Consider the following 15,891-nt stretch of genomic DNA (forward strand, 5'->3'; position numbering starts at 1 on the left):
CGTCAGGCTCCCGTCCGGTCCGCCGGTCCGCCGGCGACGTCCTCGAAGAGGCGCCGCCCCGGCTGGTGCCACCGCTCCGGGGCGGGGAGCCGGTCGGCCCGTTCCGGGCCCCAGCTCCCCGGGGCGTACGGCAGGGGCGGTTCGGCGGGGTCGAGGACGGGGGCGACGATCCGCCAGCACTCCAGGATCGCGGGGAAGAAGGCGAAGCACTCCGGGTCGCCGACGACGGCGCCCCGGAGGATGTTCTCGTACGGCAGTTCCTGTCGCCCGAGGACCCGGGCGAAGTCGACGCCGATGGGCACGGTCATCGGGTGCTTCACGCCCTCCTCGGGCTTGCGGAGGACCAGGTCGGCCCGGATGCCGGTGTCGCCGTCGATGCGGAAGCGGATGAGGTTGGGCGGGGTCGCCCCGGTGTCGCCGCCGAAGAGTTCCAGCGGGGGCGTGCGGAGCTGGACGATCACCTCGGTCGCGGTCACGGCCAGCGACTTCCCGCTGCGCAGGTAGAAGGGGACGCCGGACCAGCGCCAGTTGTCGATGAACAGGCGGGTGGCGAAGTACGTCTCGGTGGTGGAGCCCGGTGCGACGCCCTCGACGTCGAGGTAGCCGTCGTACTGGCCGCGTACGGTGGCGGCGGGGTCCATCGTGCGGGTGGCGTGCAGCACCCGCCACTTCTCCAGGCCCTGGGCGCGGGCGTCGGAGGCGCTGGGCGGGTCCATCGCGAGGAAGGCGAGGACCTGGAGCATGTGGTTCTGGACGACGTCGCGCAGACAGCCCACGGAGTCGTAGAAGGAGCCGCGGTCGGCGACGTCGAAGTCCTCGGCGAGGGTGATCTGGACGTTGTCGACGTAGGAGCGGTGCCAGATGGGGGCCAGCAGGGTGTTGGCGAAGCGGGCGACCATCAGGCTCTCCACCGCGGTGTTGCCCAGGAAGTGGTCCACCCGCAGCAGGTGGTGGTCGTCGAAGCAGGTGTTCAGGTCCTCCTGGAGCTTCCGCGCGGAGGCCAGGTCGTGGCCGAACGGCTTCTCGACCACCAGGCGGGCGTTGCGGTTCAGGCCCGCTTCGGCCAGGGCGTGGGCGACGGTGGTGAACAGGGTCGGCGGGATGGCCAGGTAGTGGACCACGAAGCCGTGTCCGGCGACGGCCTCGCGCAGCCGGGCGAAGGTGGCCCGGTCGGTGAAGTCGCCGGTGACGATGGAGAGGCCCCTGGCGAACCGGTCGAAGACGGCCTGGTCGAAGTCGGGGACGGCCGCGGCGATCGACTCCCGGGCGTGCCGGCGCAGCGCGTCGTCGTCCCAGTCGCCGGCGGCCACGCCGATGACGGGGACGGTGAGCCTGCCGTCCTCCGCGAGGCGGTACAGCGCGGGGAACAGCATCTTCTTGGTGAGGTCTCCGGTGATCCCGAAAAGCACGAGGGCGTCGGCGCGTTCGAGGTCGGCGGGGCCGAGGAGGGTGTCGCTCATCGCGAGCGTCCTTTCTGCGGGGTCGTCTCCCGGGAGCCGTCCGACCGGTCCGGGGCGTGCTTGAAGCGGGCGTCGAGGGCCTTCTCGATCTGCTCGGCGTCCCGGCCCCTGGTCTCGGGCAGGTACCGGCCGACGAAGAGGAACGCGAGCAGGCAGATCCCCGCGAAGATCCAGAAGGTCTCGCCCTGGCCGATGAGGTTGGCCAGCGGCAGGAAGGCGAGGCTGACGACGAAGTTGGACACCCAGTTCACGGCGGTGGACAGGCTCGATCCCTCGGCCCGGACGGACGGCGGGAAGATCTCTCCGATCAGCGTCCAGAAGACGGGGCCGAGGCCGCCCGCGAAGGCGGCGATGTAGATCACCATGAACATCAGGGTCAGCCCCGAGCTCATGTCCGTGACGAACGCGAGGCCCAGCAGGAAGATCGAGACCGCCATCAGGCCGAGCGAGACGAGGACCATGGGACGCCGTCCCACCCGGTCCACCAGCTTGATCGCCACCAGCGTCATGATGAGGTTGATCAGGCCGATGAACACCGAGTAGAAGATGGCGTTCGACGCGTTGAGGCCGGTCTGCTGGATGATGGTCGGCGCGTAGTAGATGATCGTGTTGATGCCGGCGAACTGCTGGACGGCCGCCAGGGTGAGGCCGACGATCAGGGCGGGCCGCACGTCGGGGGCCAGCAGCCGCCGGATTCCCTGCCCGCCCGTCGCCTCCTTCCGCGACTGCTTCTCGCGCTCCGCGTCCATGCGCTGCCGGGCCCGCCGGATCAGCTCGTCCGCCGTCGGCCCGTCCGTCAGCGCGGCGATCCCCCGGCGCGCCACGTCCTCCTGACCGTGGGCGACCAGCCACTGGGGCGACTCGGGCAGCAGCCACAGCGTGGCCGCGACCATGAGGAGGGCGGGGACCGCGCCGACGGCGAACATCGCCCGCCACATCTCGCTGCTCGCGAAGGCGAGGTTGACGAGGTAGGCGACGAGGATGCCCACCGTGATCATGAGCTGGTTCATGGTGAGCATCCGGCCGCGGATCTTCGTCGGCGAGATCTCCGAGAGGTAGACGGGGACCGTCGCGGACGCGGCGCCGACGGAGAGGCCGAGGACGACCCGGCCCACCATGAGCAGCGGGTACCCGTTCGCCAGGGCCGCGATCGCGGTGCCGACGAGGAACACGAGGCCGATGAGGCGCAGCGCCTTGCGCCGGCCGAACCGGTCGGCGAGGCCGCCCGCCGAGCTGGCGCCGATCACCGCGCCGATGAGCAGGACGCTGACCACGCTGCCCTGTTCGAAGGAGTTGAGGTCGAAGTCCTCCTTGATGTACAGCAGCGCTCCGGAGACGACTCCCGTGTCGAAGCCGAACAGGAAGCCGCCCAGTGCGATCGCGACCGCCCAGAGGGTGATCTTCCTGGTTCCCTCCGGCCCGACCTCGGTCAGCGGGCCGTGGGTCCCCGGTTCTCTGGAAAATCCCTGAACCATGCGATGCCCTTGTCTTCTCGATGGCCGATGCGGCCATCGTCACCGTCCGGGGGCGGTGACGACATCTGTGCGGGCGATCGGGTGAAGGGCGGGCCGCCGTACGGGGGGGGAGGCCGTGCCCCGGCCCCGGGAGGTACGGGGCCGGGGCCGGGAGGCACGGGACCGGGAGGGTGCTAGCCGATCGTGGGGGCCTGGGTGACGATCCCGTACGGGTCGTGGAAGACGCGGACGCGGTTCTCGTCGTACTCCATGGTGACCAGGGCCCCTTCCGGGAGGTACACGACCCGCAGACCGGGCCGGTCCCGCAGGATCACCCTCCTGGCCCAGGCCCTCGGCAGGCCGACCGTCTCGGGCCACCGCGTCTTCGCCCCGGCGGGCTCCCGCGTACGGACGTCGGACAGGGCGGCGGCGGACAGGGCGGCGGACCGGTCGGCGGCGGGGGCCGCGGTGGCGGCGGCCGGGGCGATCAGGGCCGTCACGGACGCGGCCACGAGGGCCGCCAGGATCGTCTTCTTCACGTCCGGCAGTAACGACCGGCCCGTCCGGCGGTCACCGCCGGCGGGTCCCGGTCACCCGTACCGCCCACAGTCCCCGGGGCCGGACGGCGGCCCCGGGGACGCCGGGCGCGTCCGGAGGGGGTCAGATCCGGGTCGAGAGCGGGACCGTGATCTGCTTCAGCCAGCTGCCCTTGGCGAAGTCGCGCGCCTTGACGACGACCCGGTCGTGGAAGACCTCGACCTGGAGCCCCTGGTTGAACGTGCCGGGCACGGAGACCTCGCCGCCCTTGCCGTCGTCCGTGTAACCGGTCTGCACGGCGCCCGTGTTGACGACGGAGAAGCCGTCCAGGTTGGCGGTGCCGGGGACGACCCTGCGGACGTACCAGTCCGACAGGCCGAGGTCCCAGTGGGTGTGCCCGCAGAAGAGGAAGACGTCGCGGTGACGGCCGAGGACGCCGAGCAGCCGGTCCGCCTGGAGGTAGTCCCGCGCGTACAGGCGGTTGTGGCTGCCGGAGACGGTGTTGGGGAGCGGGTGGTGCGTGACGACCATGACGGGCTTGCGCCGGCGCGCCCAGTACGCGAGGCGCTGTTCGAGCCAGGCGAACTGCGCGTCGCTGAGCCACACCTCGTCCCAGAGCTTCGGGTCGTGGTAGTGCATGTACTTCTCGGTGCCGAGGCTCAGCACCGGGATCCCGCCGAACGAGTGCTCCGCGTGCACCGTGTTGCGGCCGGCGAAGCGGTAGAAGCTCCGGAAGAGGGAGTCCTCCGTGGTGCCGTTGGGCCAGGTGTCCTGGGAGAGGGTCGCCGGGTCGCGCCACTTGGGGACGTAGAACTCGTGGTTGCCGATGGCCCAGGCGACCGTCCGCGCGTGGGTGTGGCGGGCGAGTTCGGCGGAGACCTCCGCGTACTCGGCGTCGTATCCGCGCGGCGTGATGTCGCCGGCGACGGCGAGGCCCGCACTCCGGGGGTTGGTCCGGTTCATGTCCTCCAGTGCCACGCCGAGGTCCCGCAGGTCGCCCTGGATGTCGCTGATGACGTTGAACACGCTGACCGGGCGTTCCGGTCCGGCATGGGCGGGGGTTGCCGCGCCCGCCGGGGTCCGGGAGACGGCGGCCATGCCCACCGCGCCCGTCGCGGCGGTGAGCAGAAACCTGCGATCCACGGGGAGTTCCTCTCGGTTGCGGCGGTGCCGCCGGCGGGTCCCGGTACCGGGCCCCGCCCGGGTGTCGCGCACGCGCGTCCGGGCACCGCTCTTCCAGCTGGTTCCGCCATGGGTACGCGATCCGGACGGCCCTTTGGCCGGTTTCAGGTGTCCGAAACATGAACGGCTCCCGACACGGCGGCGGTTGCGGTGAAGGAGGCCGGTGCCGTGGTGTCCGCCGTCGTCCGCGCGGCCGGCCGGTCGGCGCGGCGCGCCCTCCGTCGCGGTCCGCGCGCCCGCGACCGCCGGGGCGGTCCGGTCCGGCGCACTCCCCTCGTCCCTTCCTCCCGCCTCCTCGCGTCCGCGCTGGACGGAGACACGAACTTGTTGCACCTGAGAGCGCAACGGCCCTAACGTGTCGCACATGCGACCCCACACCTCCGTTCTCACGGCGCATCCGCCGGGCACGCGTTCCGGTGCGGCGCGGCGCCGGACCGCCCTCGCCGCCCTCGTCACGGCCCTGCTCGTCCCGCTCTCGGCCTGTTCGGGCGGCGCGCAGGACACCGGCGGGTCCGCGGGGGCCGGTTCCGCGCCCCGGACGCGCCTGACCGTGCTGGCCGCCGCGTCGCTGACCGACGTGTTCGGGACGGCCGGCGCGGCGTACGAGAGGAGCCACCCGGGAACGAGGGTCACCTTCTCCTTCGCCGGCTCGCAGGAGCTCGTCGCCCAGGTCGCCCAGGGGGCCCCGGCCGACGCCCTGGTCACCGCCGACACCGGGAGCATGGAGAAGGTGCGGGCCGACACCGGGACCCCGGTGGTCATCGCCAGGAACCGGCTGGTCATCGCCGTCGGGAAGGGCAACCCGTTCAAGATCGACGCGCTGGAGGACCTCGCGGACACCCGGCTCAAGGTCGTCCTCGCCGCACCCGGAGTGCCGGCCGGCACGTACGGCGCGAAGATCCTCGACGCCCGGGGGATCACGGTGAGGCCGGTCTCCCGGGAGCCGAACGTCCGGGCCGTGCTCGGCAAGGTCGGACTCGGCGAGGCCGACGCCGGACTCGTCTACGCGACCGACGCCGAGAGCGCCCGGGACGAGGTCGACGCCGTCCGGATCCCCGACGCGCAGAACGCCGTCGTCGCGTACCCGGCCGCTACCCTCAAGGCGTCGGAGAACGCCGGGGCCGCCGCGGCGTTCGTCGCGTGGCTGAGTTCGCCGGAGGCGCAGAAGATCCTCCGGGACGCGGGGTTCACGAAGCCGTGACCGCTCCCGCCGCCCGGCGGCCGCCCGTACCGGAGGGAGACGGGCGGCCCGCGCCCTCCTCACCTCCCCGGGACGCCCGATGAGACGACCAGCCGCCCGTACGGCCGGAGCCCGCACGCCCGCCGTGCTGGCCGTGCCCGCCCTCCTGGCCGTGGCGTTCCTGACCCTCCCCCTGATCGGCGTCCTGGCGCGGACGGAGTGGGGCGAGCTGGCCGGGCACCTCGGCGCGCCGGGCACGGTCCGGGCGCTGCGGCTCTCCCTCGTCGTGTCGTTCTGGGCGCTCGGCCTCTCGCTGGTGTTCGGCGTCCCGCTCGCCTGGCTGCTCGCCCGGGTGCCCTTCCCCGGCAGGACGTTCGTCCGGTCGCTCGTCCTGCTGCCGATGGTGCTGCCGCCCACCGTCGGCGGGGTGGCGCTGCTGCTCGCCTTCGGGCGGCGCGGGCTCCTGGGCCCGTGGCTCGAGGACGCCTTCGGCGTCACGCTCCCCTTCCACACCTCCGGCGCCGTCCTCGCGGCCACGTTCGTCGCCATGCCGTTCCTGGTCGTCAGCCTCGAAGGGGCCCTGCGGGGGCTCCGGCCCCGGTACGAGGAGACGGCCGCCTCGCTCGGCGCGTCGCCGGTGCGGGTCTTCCTCACCGTCACGCTGCCCATGGTCGCCCCCGGTCTGGTCGCGGGCGCGGCGCTGACCTGGGCGCGGGCGCTGGGCGAGTTCGGCGCCACCATCACCTTCGCGGGCAACCTGCCCGGCACCACCCAGACCCTGCCCCTCCAGGTCTATCTGCTGCTCCAGGACGATCCGGCGGCCGCCACCTCCGTCTCGCTCCTCCTGCTCGCCGTCGCCATGGGCGTCCTCGTCGCCCTGCGCGGCCGCTGGACGGGGACGCCCGCGGAGAAGCGCGTCCGGCGGGTCCCCGGGCTCCCGGACGAGGAGACCGCCCCGTCCGGGGCCCCGGCACCGCAGGAGGAGGGCGGGCACTGGCCCCTGCACGCCGAGGTCACCGGCTTCACCCGGCTCACCCTGGACGCGGCGGCGGGCACCACCATCGCCGTGGTCGGGCCCAACGGCGCCGGGAAGACCACGCTCCTGCGCGCCCTCCTCGGCCTCACGCCGAGGGCGCACGCCGTGCTCCGTCTCGGCGCCACCGACGTCACCGCCCTGCCCCCGCACCGCAGGCGGGTCGCCTGGGTGCCGCAGGACGGCGCCCTCTTCCCCCACCTGAACGCCCTCGCCAACACCGCGTACGGGCTGCGGGCCCAGGGCGTCGCACGGACGGAGGCGCGCCGGGCGGCGCGGGCCTGGCTCGACCGGCTCGGGGTCGGCCACCTCGCCCACCGGCGTCCGGCCCAGCTCTCGGGCGGTCAGGCCCAGCGGGTCGCCCTCGCGCGCGCGCTGGCCGCGCGGCCCCGGCTCCTCCTCCTCGACGAGCCCCTGGCCGCCCTCGACCAGACGACCAGGGCCCGTGTCCGGCACACCCTCCGCACGCACCTCGCCGGGTTCGGCGGCGTCTGCCTGATCGTCACCCACGATCCGGTGGAGGCCGTCTCCCTCGCCGGTCGCGTCCTCGTCCTGGAGGAGGGGCGCGCGCTCCAGGACGCCTCCCCCGCCGAGGTCACCCGGCATCCCCGCTCGCCCTGGGTGGCCCGGATGCTCGGCCGCAACGCCTGGCCCGGCACCGCGACCGCCGAGGGCCTGGCGCCGGCCGGAGGGGGCGTCCTGGTCGCCGCCGAGACCCTGCCCGCGGGCACCGAGGCGCTCGCGGTCGTCCCGCCCGAGGCCGTGTCCGTCCACCGCGAGAGGCCCGGCGGCAGCCCCCGCAACGCCTGGCCCGGCACGGTGCGCGAGATCACGGCCGGCGGCAGCCGGCTGCGGGTCCTCGTCGGCTCGGAGCAGGTGCCCGACCTCGTCGCCGAGATCACCCCGCAGGCCGCCGCCGAACTCGGCCTGGCGGAAGGGGTGTCCGTCTGGACGAGCGTGAAGGCGACGGAGGTCACGGTCGTGCCGCTCTGAACCCTCCGGCGCCGTCCGGGCCCCTCCCGGGCCGTTCCGCTCCTCCCGGGGCCGGCACCGGCAGGCGGTAGGCGGCGACGGCGGTGCCCCCGAACACCGCCTCCCGTTCGGCCGGGCCGAGTTCCCGTGTGAGGTCCCTCGCCGTCGCCAGGGTCTTCCCGTACGGGGCAGCGAGGGTGCAGACGGGCCAGTCGGAGCCGAACATCAGCCGGTCCGGGCCGAAGGCGTCGAGCAGGACACCGGCGTACGGACGGAGGTCCCGCACCGTCCAGGTCCGCCAGTCGGCCTCGGTGAGCAGTCCCGAGAGCTTGCAGAAGGTGCGGGGCAGGGCGGCGAAGGCCCGCAGGCGGGTCGCCCACGGTTCGAGCTCCCCGGTGGCGACGGGTGGTTTCGCCGCGTGGTCCAGGACGAGGGTGAGGCCGGGGAGCGCCGCCGCCGCCGAGGTCGCGGCGGGGAGCTGGTGCGGGAGGACCACCAGGTCGTAGGCGAGGCCGGCGTCGGCCACCGCCCGCAGGCCGCGCAGGACGTCGGGGCGCAGCAGCCAGTCGGGGTCCGGCTCCGACTGCACCTGGTGGCGGATGCCCACCAGGTGTTCGCCGCCCGGACGTTCGCGCAGCGCGGCCAGGGTGTCCGCGACGCCGGGCGCCGTCAGGTCCGTCCAGCCCACCACCCCGGCGACGAGGTCACCGGCGCGGGCCACGGCCAGCATCTCGGGGGTCTCCTCGGCCGCGGTCACCGTCTGGACGAGGACGGTCGCCGTCACCCCCGCCGCGTCGGTCTCGGCCCGCAGGTCGCTCTCCGAGAAGGTGCGGCGCAGCGGGGCGAGGGCGGGCCCGGTGATCCAGTCCTGGTCGCGTACGGCGAGGTCCCAGAGGTGGTGGTGGGCATCGACGAGGGGCACGCTCACAGCTCCCACACCACGGGCAGGCCGGCGTCCGCGCCCGCTTCGGAGTAGTCGTGCGCGACGTCGAGGAGTCCGGCCATGCGCGCCTGCCACTCGACGTTGACCGGCAGCCCCTCCAGTTCGGCCAGGAGCCGGGCGTAGTCCTCGCACTCGAGGAGGTGGAAGAGGTCCGTGCCGCTGCGCCAGATGGTCCAGGAGGTGCAGCCGGCCTCCCGGATCGCACGGGTCAGTGCGGCGGGCACCTCGCGGTGCGCCCGCTCGTAGGCGGCGACGCGGTCCGCCCGGACCCGGGTGTGCAGGGCGATTCTCATCGGTCTTCCGCTCCAGGGGTGGGGTGGGGGGACGCGGCGGAGGGGACGGCCGTCACCGGACCCGTCCGTCCGGGCCGGGGACGGGGGCGTGTCCGGGCAGGTGGCCCTCGCGGCGCAGCTCGTCCCAGAGGGCGGCGGGAACGTCGAGGTCCAGCAGGTCGGCGGCGTCCGACGCCTCCGCCGCGCCGCGCAGCCCCAGCAGGACCCCCGCCACGGCCGGGTGCGCCAGCGGGAAGCGGACCGCCGCGGCCCTCAGGGGCACGCCGTGGCGCCGGCAGATCTCCTGGAGGCGTACGGCCCGCCGCAGGGTCTCGGGCGGCGCGGCGGCGTAGTCGTAGGGGGAGCCGGGGCGGGGGTCCGCGAGGAGTCCCGAGTTGAACACCCCGCCGGCGACGACCGACACGCCCCGGTCGAGGGCGGCCGGCAGCAGCTCGGACAGGCCGCTCTGGTCGAGCAGGGTGTAGCGGCCGGCGAGGAGGACGACGTCGATGTCGGTCTCGGTGACGAAGCGGGCCGGGACCGCCGTCTGGTTCATGCCCACCCCGACGGCCCGGACGACGCCCTCGGCGCGCAGGCGTTCCAGGGCCGGGTACGCCTCGCGCAGGGCCTGGTCCGCGTGGTCGTCGGGGTCGTGCAGGTACACGGTGTCGACGCGGTCGAGGCCGAGCCGTTCCAGGCTCTGTTCGAGGCTCCGCCGGACGCCGTCCGCGCTGAAGTCCCACTCCCTGCGGTACGCGGCGGGGACCGCGAAGCCGTGGGCGAGGTCGTCACCGGTCGCGCCGGGGGCGGGGACGAGGAGGCGGCCGGCCTTCGTCGAGAGGCTGTACGCGTCGCGGGGCCGGCCCCGGAGGAACGCGCCGAGCCGCCGTTCGGACAGGCCAAGGCCGTAGTGCGGAGCGGTGTCGAAGGACCGGACGCCCCGGTCCCAGGCGGTCGCGAGGGCCTGTTCGGCGTCCTCGTCGGTGACGGGGCCGTAGAGGTTGCCGATGCCCGCCGCGCCGAACCCGAGACGGGTGGTCCAGGCGCCGGTGCGGCCGAGGGGGACGCGGTCGGGGCCGGGACGGCCGGGGGACACGCGGCCGGAACCGGTGCGGTCCGGGGCTCCGCCTTCCGCTCCCGCGTTCACGGGCCGGCCGGGCGCGGTCGGAGGCCCGCCATGCCGCCGTCGACGGCGAGGGTGGTGCCGGTCACGGAGCCGGCGGCCGGGGAGGCCAGGTACACGACGGCGGCCGCGACCTCGTCGGCGCTCACGAGCCGTCCGGTGGGCTGGCGGGCGCCGAGGGCCGCGCGTTCGGCCTCCGGGTCGTCGGCCGCGTCGAGGAGGCGGGCGACCCACGGGGTGTCCACGGTGCCGGGGTTGACGCAGTTGACCCGGATGCCCTCCCGGACGTGGTCGGCGGCCATGGCGAGGGTGAGCGAGAGGACGGCTCCCTTGCTCGCCGAGTACAGCGCCCGCTGGGGCAGGCCGGCGGTGGCGGCGATGGAGCAGGTGTTGACGACGGAGGCGTGCGGCGAGCGGCGGAGGTGGGGCAGGGCGGCCCGGGTGGTGCGGACGACGCCGAGGAGGTTGACGTCGAGGACGGCGTGCCACTGGTCGTCGGGGTTGTCCTCGACCGTTCCGGTGGCGCCGACGCCCGCGTTGTTGACCAGGATGTCGATGCCGCCGAGCGCGGTGGCGGCCGCCCCGACCGCCGCGCGCACCGACGCGTCGTCGCCGACGTCCGCCGGGAAGGCGCGAAGCGGTGCGGGGACCGCGCCGGGGTTCAGGTCGAGGACGGCGACGGCGGTGCCCCGGGCGTCCAGGGCCCGCGCGACGGCGAGTCCGATGCCGGAGGCGCCGCCCGTGACGACGGCCCGCAGGCCGGCGAGGGACCGGGCGCTCATGCCGTCACCTCCGCGGCGTCGCGAAGGGTCCCGGCGCCGTCCGGCGGGGGGACGGCGGCCACGGCACCCGCCAGGTCGGCGGCCCAGAAGGCGCCGCCGGGGTAGGTGAAGGTGGCCAGCGAGGCCGCGTGCATGTCGGCGGAGAAGCCGGGCGCGAGGGGCGCCGCGTAGTGGCCGTCACGGACGACGGCCGGGTGGGCGAAGTGTTCGTGCAGGTGGTCGACGAACTCGATGACCCGGTCCTCGGTGGTTCCGCTGAGCGCGACGTAGTCGAACATCGCCAGGTGCTGGACCAGTTCGCACAGTCCCACCCCGCCGGCGTGCGGGCAGACGGGGACGCCGAACTTGGCGGCGAGCAGCAGGATGGCGAGGTTCTCGTTCACCCCTCCCACCCGGGCCGCGTCCAGCTGGACGATGTCCACCGCGCCGGCCTGGAGGAGCTGTTTGAAGACGACGCGGTTCTGGGCGTGTTCGCCGGTGGCGACCTTGACGGGGGCGACGGCCTCGCGGACGCGGGCGTGGCCGAGGATGTCGTCCGGGCTGGTGGGCTCCTCGACCCAGTACGGGTCGAACTCGGCGAGCGCGCGGGTCCATTCGATCGCCTCGGCCACGTTCCACCGCTGGTTGGCGTCGACGGCCAGGCGGATGTCCGTGCCGACGGCGGCGCGGGCGGCGCGGCAGCGGCGGACGTCGTCCGCCAGGTCGGCGCCGACCTTCAGCTTGATCTGGGTGAAGCCGGCGGCGACCGCTTCCTCGGCGAGCCGCGTCAGCTTCTCGTCGGAGTAGCCGAGCCAGCCGGGCGACGTGGTGTAGGCGGGGTAGCCCCGGGCCCGCAGGACGTCCTCGCGCTCCTCCCGTCCCTCCTTGCCGCGCCGCAGCAGGTCGAGCGCCTCCCCGGGGGTGAGCGCGTCGGTGAGGTAGCGGAAGTCCACCTGTGAGACCAGCCACTCGGGGTCGGCGTCGGCGAGGAGTTTCCACAGCGGCAGGCCCCGTCGTTTGGCGGCCAGGTCCCAGACGGCGTTGACCACGGCGCCGACGGCCATGTGCATGACCCCCTTCTCGGGGCCGAGCCAGCGGAGCTGGCTGTCGCCGGTGAGGGCGCGGCTGATCAGGCCGGGGTCGGCGCAGAGTTCCCCGACGGGGCGGCCGACGACGTACGGGCGCAGGGCTTCGATCGCCGCGACCTGGACGTCGTTGCCGCGTCCGATGGTGAAGGTGAAGCCGTGTCCCGTGGGCCCTTCGGGCTCGTCGGTGCGCAGGACGAGGTAGGCCGCGGAGTAGTCGGGGTCCGGGTTCATCGCGTCGGACCCGTCGAGTTCGCGGGAGGTCGGGAAACGGATGTCGTAGGTGTCCATCGCGACGACCCGCGTGATGCCAGTGGTCAACGGGGTTCCTTTCACACCTGGGCTGTCTGCTCGGTGTCCGGCTCGTCCGCCCGGTCGACGCGGGGCAGCCCCAACCGCCGACACAGATCGGGTGATTGGCCTGTCGAGCGAGAACGATACGGCGCTCCGGAGAGACGGGGCAAGTAGACATCGGATGTTTCTTCCGGGGAGCGCGGTGGTCACACGGGCGGCGACGGGCCCCGGCGGCCCGGTTCCGCGCGGGGGGGGCGCGCCGGACGGACGCCCGGCCCCGGGATGCCCCCGGCGGGAACGGGCGTCCCGAACGAGACGTCCCGCCCCGGGACCCGCCCCGCGCCGCGCGCCGCCGGCGGTGTCGCCTCAGAGCGCGCCGTCGAGCCAGCGGACCACGTTGGAGATGTGGATGGTCGCCCACGCCTCCGCCGTGCGCGCGTCGCGCGCGGCGAGCGCGTCCAGGATCGCCCGGTGCTCCGCCACCGTCCTGGCCACGGCCGTGTCCTCGGTGATGCCCCGCCACAGCCGGGCCCGCACGGTGGCCCCGGAGATGCTGTCGAGGAGCGAGCACAGCAGGGGGATCCCGGAAGCCGCCGCGATCCGGCGGTGGAACTCCAGGTCGCTGGCGACGAGTTGGTCCAGGCTCGGCGCGTCGCCGAGGCGGTCGAGGAGCGCGCCGAGGTCCCGGATCTCGTCCTCGCCGATCCGCTCCGCCGCCAGGGCGGTCGCCGCCGGTTCCAGGATGCCCCGCACCTTCAGCGCCTGGAGCGCCTGGTCGTCCTGGTGGAAGTCCAGGACGAACGACACGGCTTCGAGCAGCAGGGGCGGTTCGAGGCTGGAGACGTACGTGCCGTCGCCCTGCCGCACGTCGAGGATGTTCAGCAGGGAGAGCGCCTTCACCGCCTCCCGCAGGGAGTTGCGCGAGAGGCCCAGCTCGGCGGCGAGATCGGCCTCCTTCGGCAGGCGGTCGCCCGGACGCAGCGCGCCGGAGACGATCATCTCCTTGATCTTCCCGATCGCCTCGTCGGTCACGGCCACGGCGTCCTCCTCTGCGCGGCGAAATTCATCGGATGTGTGGGTCGTCCGTCAGCCTACTCCAGGTCCGGGCGGGTCCTGCTCCGGGCCGACGGCGGAGGCCGCGCGCCGCAGTGTCGCCGCCTCCCGCGCCAGGACGGCGGGATCGTCGCCCGGTACGAACTCCAGCAGGGCGTCCCGCGCCCGGGGCCGGCCGGCGAGCAGCCGGAACGCACGCGTCCACAGCTCCTCGCGGGCGGCCAGGGGCAGCCGGTGGTTGCCCGGCCACCAGGAGAAGACGTGGACGGTGGCGACCCGGCCGGCCAGGGCGGCGAGTCCGGCGAGCGCGTCCTCGTCGGGGGCGTCCTGGGGCGGCTGCCAGGAGGGGGTGAGGTTGACGGCGGCCGCCTCCTCCAGGAGACGGAGCGTGGAGGGCGCCGAGTCGGTCAGCGTCCCGGCGTGGAACTCCAGGGAGACGTCCAGGCCGTGGTCCCGGGCGATCAGCGCGGTCTCCCGCAGGCACGCGGTGGTCCGGGCGCGGTCCTCCTCCGTGACGGACGCCGATCCGGCGGCCCCCGCCCAGACCCGGACGCGGGGCGCCCCGAGGGCCACCGCGGCGCGGGCGACCTCCGCGAAACCCGGCGCCTCGCCGGGGAGGCAGCGGAAGTACGAACCGTACGAGCAGACGGCCAGACCGTACCGCCCGGCGGCGTCCCGGGCCGCCCGGAGGGCCCCGGAATCGCCGGGCGGGGCGTGCACGTCGGCTCCCCACTCGATCGCCTCCAGGCCCGCCTCCGCCGCCCGCCGGGCGACCTCGGCGACGGGCAGGTGCCGGAAGGTGACGGAGCAGAGGCCGGGCCGGAAGGGGACGGCGGCCGTCCCGGCCGGCGGGGCGGGGGGCGGGACTTCGGGCACGGGCGGGGGCACCTTCCGGTCGGAGTGCGGACGGGGAGCGGAAAGACGGGAGGGGGCGAAGGGGGAGGGCGGGAGGGGCGAAGGAAGAGGACAGGACCGGGCAAAGGGGAAGGACGGGTGGGGAAGGGGCGGTGGGCGGGCCGGAAGGGACCGGCCCGCCCGCCGCCCCTCACCGGGGCGCGGCTCAGGGCGCGTGGGGGCCCACGTCCGCCGGGGTCAGGGGCCGGCGCCTCGGCGTGGCGGTGGCGTACTCGTCGGCGCCGACGTCCCGCCGGTTTCCGCGCGGGTCGCCGTCGATGTCGTGGGTGACGGGCGGGTTCTCGAGGGTGGCCGCCCCGATCGCGCGGCTCGTGCGGGACAGGCGGTACACCCCGTCGGAACCCCGCACGAGCCGGGGGTCGGCCCGGTGGAAGCCGCCGGCGGGAATGTTCCCGTCGTTCGCCGCTCCGAACAGGATGTTGCCCTGCCAGGTGAAGCGCGTCGTGTTCGCCATCTCCACGAGGTCGCCGGACCGGCCGACGAGGAGGTTGTCGGCGACGGTGACGTCCCGGGGCTCGTGCGGGCGCTGGGCCTCGCCCGAGAGGGTCCTCGCGTTGTCGAGGAACGTGTTGTGGGCGACGAGGACGCGGTCGGGCGCGTCGTTGCCCCGGCGGTCGGCGGCCGGTTCGCCGGGGAGGTGGTCGCGTGCCGAGCCGCTGCCGATCACCATGGCCCGGCCGGACAGTCCGGCGAGGTAGTTGTTGACGACGACGTGGTCGTTGCCGTAGATCCGGATGCCCTCCTCGCCGTCGACCAGGTAGTTGCCCTCGACGCGGGTGCCGTTGCCGTGGCGCAGGACGATGCCGCCGGCGCTGTTCCGGACGGTGTTGTACCGGATGACGTTGTCGGAGCTCTTCACGGAGATGGCCTCGGGATCGCCGTCGGCCCGCTCGAACAGGTTGTACTCCACGATCGCGTGCGCGCTGGAGAGGGCGCGGGGGCTGACGCCGAGGCGGATCGGCTCGCCGCCGTTGGCGCCGGGGAAGGTGTGGTCGGAGAAGTGGTTCCGGTGCACGTGGACGCGCTGGGCCATGGCCTCGCCGCCCGCGCCCTCGATGCCGAGGTAGATGCCGAGCGTGGTCTTGCCGTGGAAGTGGTTGCGGTCGATCACGCTGTCGTCGCCGCGCACCATGACCCAGTGCAGGCCCTCGATGTCGGCGAGCCGGAAGTCGTTGCGGGTCAGCCGGACGTGCGTGCAGGTCGGCGGGATGTCCAGGGTGGTGCTCTGGCGGAAGGAGAAGCCGCTGACGGTGATGTGGGAGGAGTCCGTGAGGACGAAGCTGCGTTCGCCGCGCAGGACGACGCCGCCCCGGGACTCGGCGACGATCGTGACGGGGGCGGCCTCGGAGCCGTGCTTGCCCCGGACGGCGAGGGGTTCGGCCGCGGGGACGGTGTAGTCGCCGTCGGCGACGACGATGCGGGTGCCGGGCACGGCCGCGTCGATCGCCTTCCGGAGCGCGTCGAGGGAGGTGACGGAAACGGTGCGGCCGCGGCGGCGCGGGTGCCCGTGCCCGGCGGCACCCGCGTGCGCCGGGCCGATCGGGGACAGGGCGGCTGCCGCCCCGATCGCGGTGCCGGTGAGGAACGTGCGCCTGTGCATGGTGCCTCCGTGGGGTCGGGGTGGGGC

At 74.5% G+C, this 15,891-nt stretch carries 14 protein-coding genes; 2 read left to right on the plus strand and 12 right to left on the minus strand.

Annotated elements, in window-relative coordinates; all coding sequences use genetic code 11:
- Positions 1 to 2 precede the first annotated feature (2 nt).
- The 4 genes from zwf to ACZ6AQ_RS09580 all read right to left on the minus strand — a co-directional run bounded on the left by zwf (position 3) and on the right by ACZ6AQ_RS09580 (position 4,594).
- Positions 3 to 1,460, minus strand: a complete 1,458-nt coding sequence (gene zwf / locus ACZ6AQ_RS09565; RefSeq protein ID WP_468758757.1) for a glucose-6-phosphate dehydrogenase — start codon at positions 1,458 to 1,460, stop codon at positions 3 to 5.
- Complete coding sequence (locus ACZ6AQ_RS09570) at positions 1,457 to 2,935, minus strand: sugar porter family MFS transporter (protein ID WP_468758759.1); 1,479 nt, start codon at positions 2,933 to 2,935, stop codon at positions 1,457 to 1,459. Before ACZ6AQ_RS09570 ends, zwf begins: the two co-directional genes overlap by 4 nt.
- Positions 2,936 to 3,108: 173 nt before the next feature.
- A complete protein-coding gene (locus ACZ6AQ_RS09575; RefSeq protein ID WP_468758761.1) occupies positions 3,109 to 3,453 on the minus strand; it encodes a serine protease inhibitor in 345 nt (114 codons plus the stop codon).
- Positions 3,454 to 3,574: 121 nt separating this feature from the next.
- A complete protein-coding gene (locus ACZ6AQ_RS09580) occupies positions 3,575 to 4,594 on the minus strand; it encodes a metallophosphoesterase family protein (protein ID WP_468758763.1) in 1,020 nt (339 codons plus the stop codon).
- A 403-nt stretch (positions 4,595 to 4,997) separates the two neighbouring features.
- On the opposite strand from ACZ6AQ_RS09580, the gene modA reads away from it, so the two are divergent.
- Positions 4,998 to 5,834, plus strand: a complete 837-nt coding sequence (modA, locus tag ACZ6AQ_RS09585) for a molybdate ABC transporter substrate-binding protein (RefSeq protein WP_468758765.1) — start codon at positions 4,998 to 5,000, stop codon at positions 5,832 to 5,834.
- 79 nt (positions 5,835 to 5,913) lie between these two features.
- Positions 5,914 to 7,839, plus strand: coding sequence for an ABC transporter permease (locus tag ACZ6AQ_RS09590; protein WP_468758766.1), 1,926 nt, complete (start codon positions 5,914 to 5,916; stop codon positions 7,837 to 7,839).
- On the opposite strand, the gene ACZ6AQ_RS09595 is transcribed toward ACZ6AQ_RS09590, so the two are convergent.
- The 8 genes from ACZ6AQ_RS09595 to ACZ6AQ_RS09630 form a co-directional block, all read right to left on the minus strand.
- Positions 7,820 to 8,746, minus strand: a complete 927-nt coding sequence (locus ACZ6AQ_RS09595) for an amidohydrolase family protein (protein ID WP_468758768.1) — start codon at positions 8,744 to 8,746, stop codon at positions 7,820 to 7,822. The two genes, ACZ6AQ_RS09590 and ACZ6AQ_RS09595, sit on opposite strands and share 20 nt — an antisense overlap.
- The gene (locus ACZ6AQ_RS09600; RefSeq protein WP_388689460.1) at positions 8,743 to 9,054 is read right to left on the minus strand and encodes an L-rhamnose mutarotase; all 312 of its coding nucleotides are present in this window, start codon (positions 9,052 to 9,054) and stop codon (positions 8,743 to 8,745) included. The genes ACZ6AQ_RS09595 and ACZ6AQ_RS09600 overlap by 4 nt, the downstream gene beginning before the upstream one ends.
- Positions 9,055 to 9,106: 52 nt before the next feature.
- On the minus strand, positions 9,107 to 10,129 hold the full coding sequence (locus ACZ6AQ_RS09605) for an aldo/keto reductase (RefSeq protein ID WP_468758770.1): 1,023 nt from the start codon (positions 10,127 to 10,129) through the stop codon (positions 9,107 to 9,109).
- Between the two features lie 47 nt (positions 10,130 to 10,176).
- Positions 10,177 to 10,938 carry an SDR family NAD(P)-dependent oxidoreductase gene (locus tag ACZ6AQ_RS09610; RefSeq protein ID WP_468758772.1) on the minus strand — a complete coding sequence of 254 codons (762 nt, stop codon included), beginning with the start codon at positions 10,936 to 10,938 and terminating at the stop codon, positions 10,177 to 10,179.
- Positions 10,935 to 12,293 (minus strand): enolase C-terminal domain-like protein, encoded by a 1,359-nt coding sequence (locus tag ACZ6AQ_RS09615; RefSeq protein WP_468759254.1) that lies wholly within the window; start codon positions 12,291 to 12,293, stop codon positions 10,935 to 10,937. Before ACZ6AQ_RS09615 ends, ACZ6AQ_RS09610 begins: the two co-directional genes overlap by 4 nt.
- Before the next feature lie 369 nt (positions 12,294 to 12,662).
- Positions 12,663 to 13,334 (minus strand): FadR/GntR family transcriptional regulator, encoded by a 672-nt coding sequence (locus ACZ6AQ_RS09620; RefSeq protein WP_388689466.1) that lies wholly within the window; start codon positions 13,332 to 13,334, stop codon positions 12,663 to 12,665.
- Positions 13,335 to 13,382: 48 nt separating this feature from the next.
- Positions 13,383 to 14,225: a sugar phosphate isomerase/epimerase family protein gene (locus ACZ6AQ_RS09625; RefSeq protein WP_468758774.1), complete on the minus strand. Its 843-nt coding sequence runs from the start codon at positions 14,223 to 14,225 to the stop codon at positions 13,383 to 13,385.
- 184 nt (positions 14,226 to 14,409) lie between these two features.
- Positions 14,410 to 15,864, minus strand: coding sequence for a polysaccharide lyase 6 family protein (locus tag ACZ6AQ_RS09630; RefSeq protein WP_468758776.1), 1,455 nt, complete (start codon positions 15,862 to 15,864; stop codon positions 14,410 to 14,412).
- Positions 15,865 to 15,891: the final 27 nt, after the last annotated feature.

It is taken from the genome of Streptomyces sp. NPDC041191 (assembly GCF_055591945.1).

Coding starts and splice junctions, on each gene's coding strand:
- ACZ6AQ_RS09590 (WP_468758766.1), top strand. CDS start 5,914: ATGAGACGACCAGCCGCCCGTACGGCCGGAGCCCGCACGCCCGCCGTG.
- zwf (WP_468758757.1), bottom strand. CDS start 1,460: ATGAGCGACACCCTCCTCGGCCCCGCCGACCTCGAACGCGCCGACGCC.
- ACZ6AQ_RS09570 (WP_468758759.1), bottom strand. CDS start 2,935: ATGGTTCAGGGATTTTCCAGAGAACCGGGGACCCACGGCCCGCTGACC.
- ACZ6AQ_RS09630 (WP_468758776.1), bottom strand. CDS start 15,864: ATGCACAGGCGCACGTTCCTCACCGGCACCGCGATCGGGGCGGCAGCC.
- ACZ6AQ_RS09610 (WP_468758772.1), bottom strand. CDS start 10,938: ATGAGCGCCCGGTCCCTCGCCGGCCTGCGGGCCGTCGTCACGGGCGGC.
- ACZ6AQ_RS09615 (WP_468759254.1), bottom strand. CDS start 12,293: ATGGACACCTACGACATCCGTTTCCCGACCTCCCGCGAACTCGACGGG.
- modA (WP_468758765.1), top strand. CDS start 4,998: ATGCGACCCCACACCTCCGTTCTCACGGCGCATCCGCCGGGCACGCGT.
- ACZ6AQ_RS09600 (WP_388689460.1), bottom strand. CDS start 9,054: ATGAGAATCGCCCTGCACACCCGGGTCCGGGCGGACCGCGTCGCCGCC.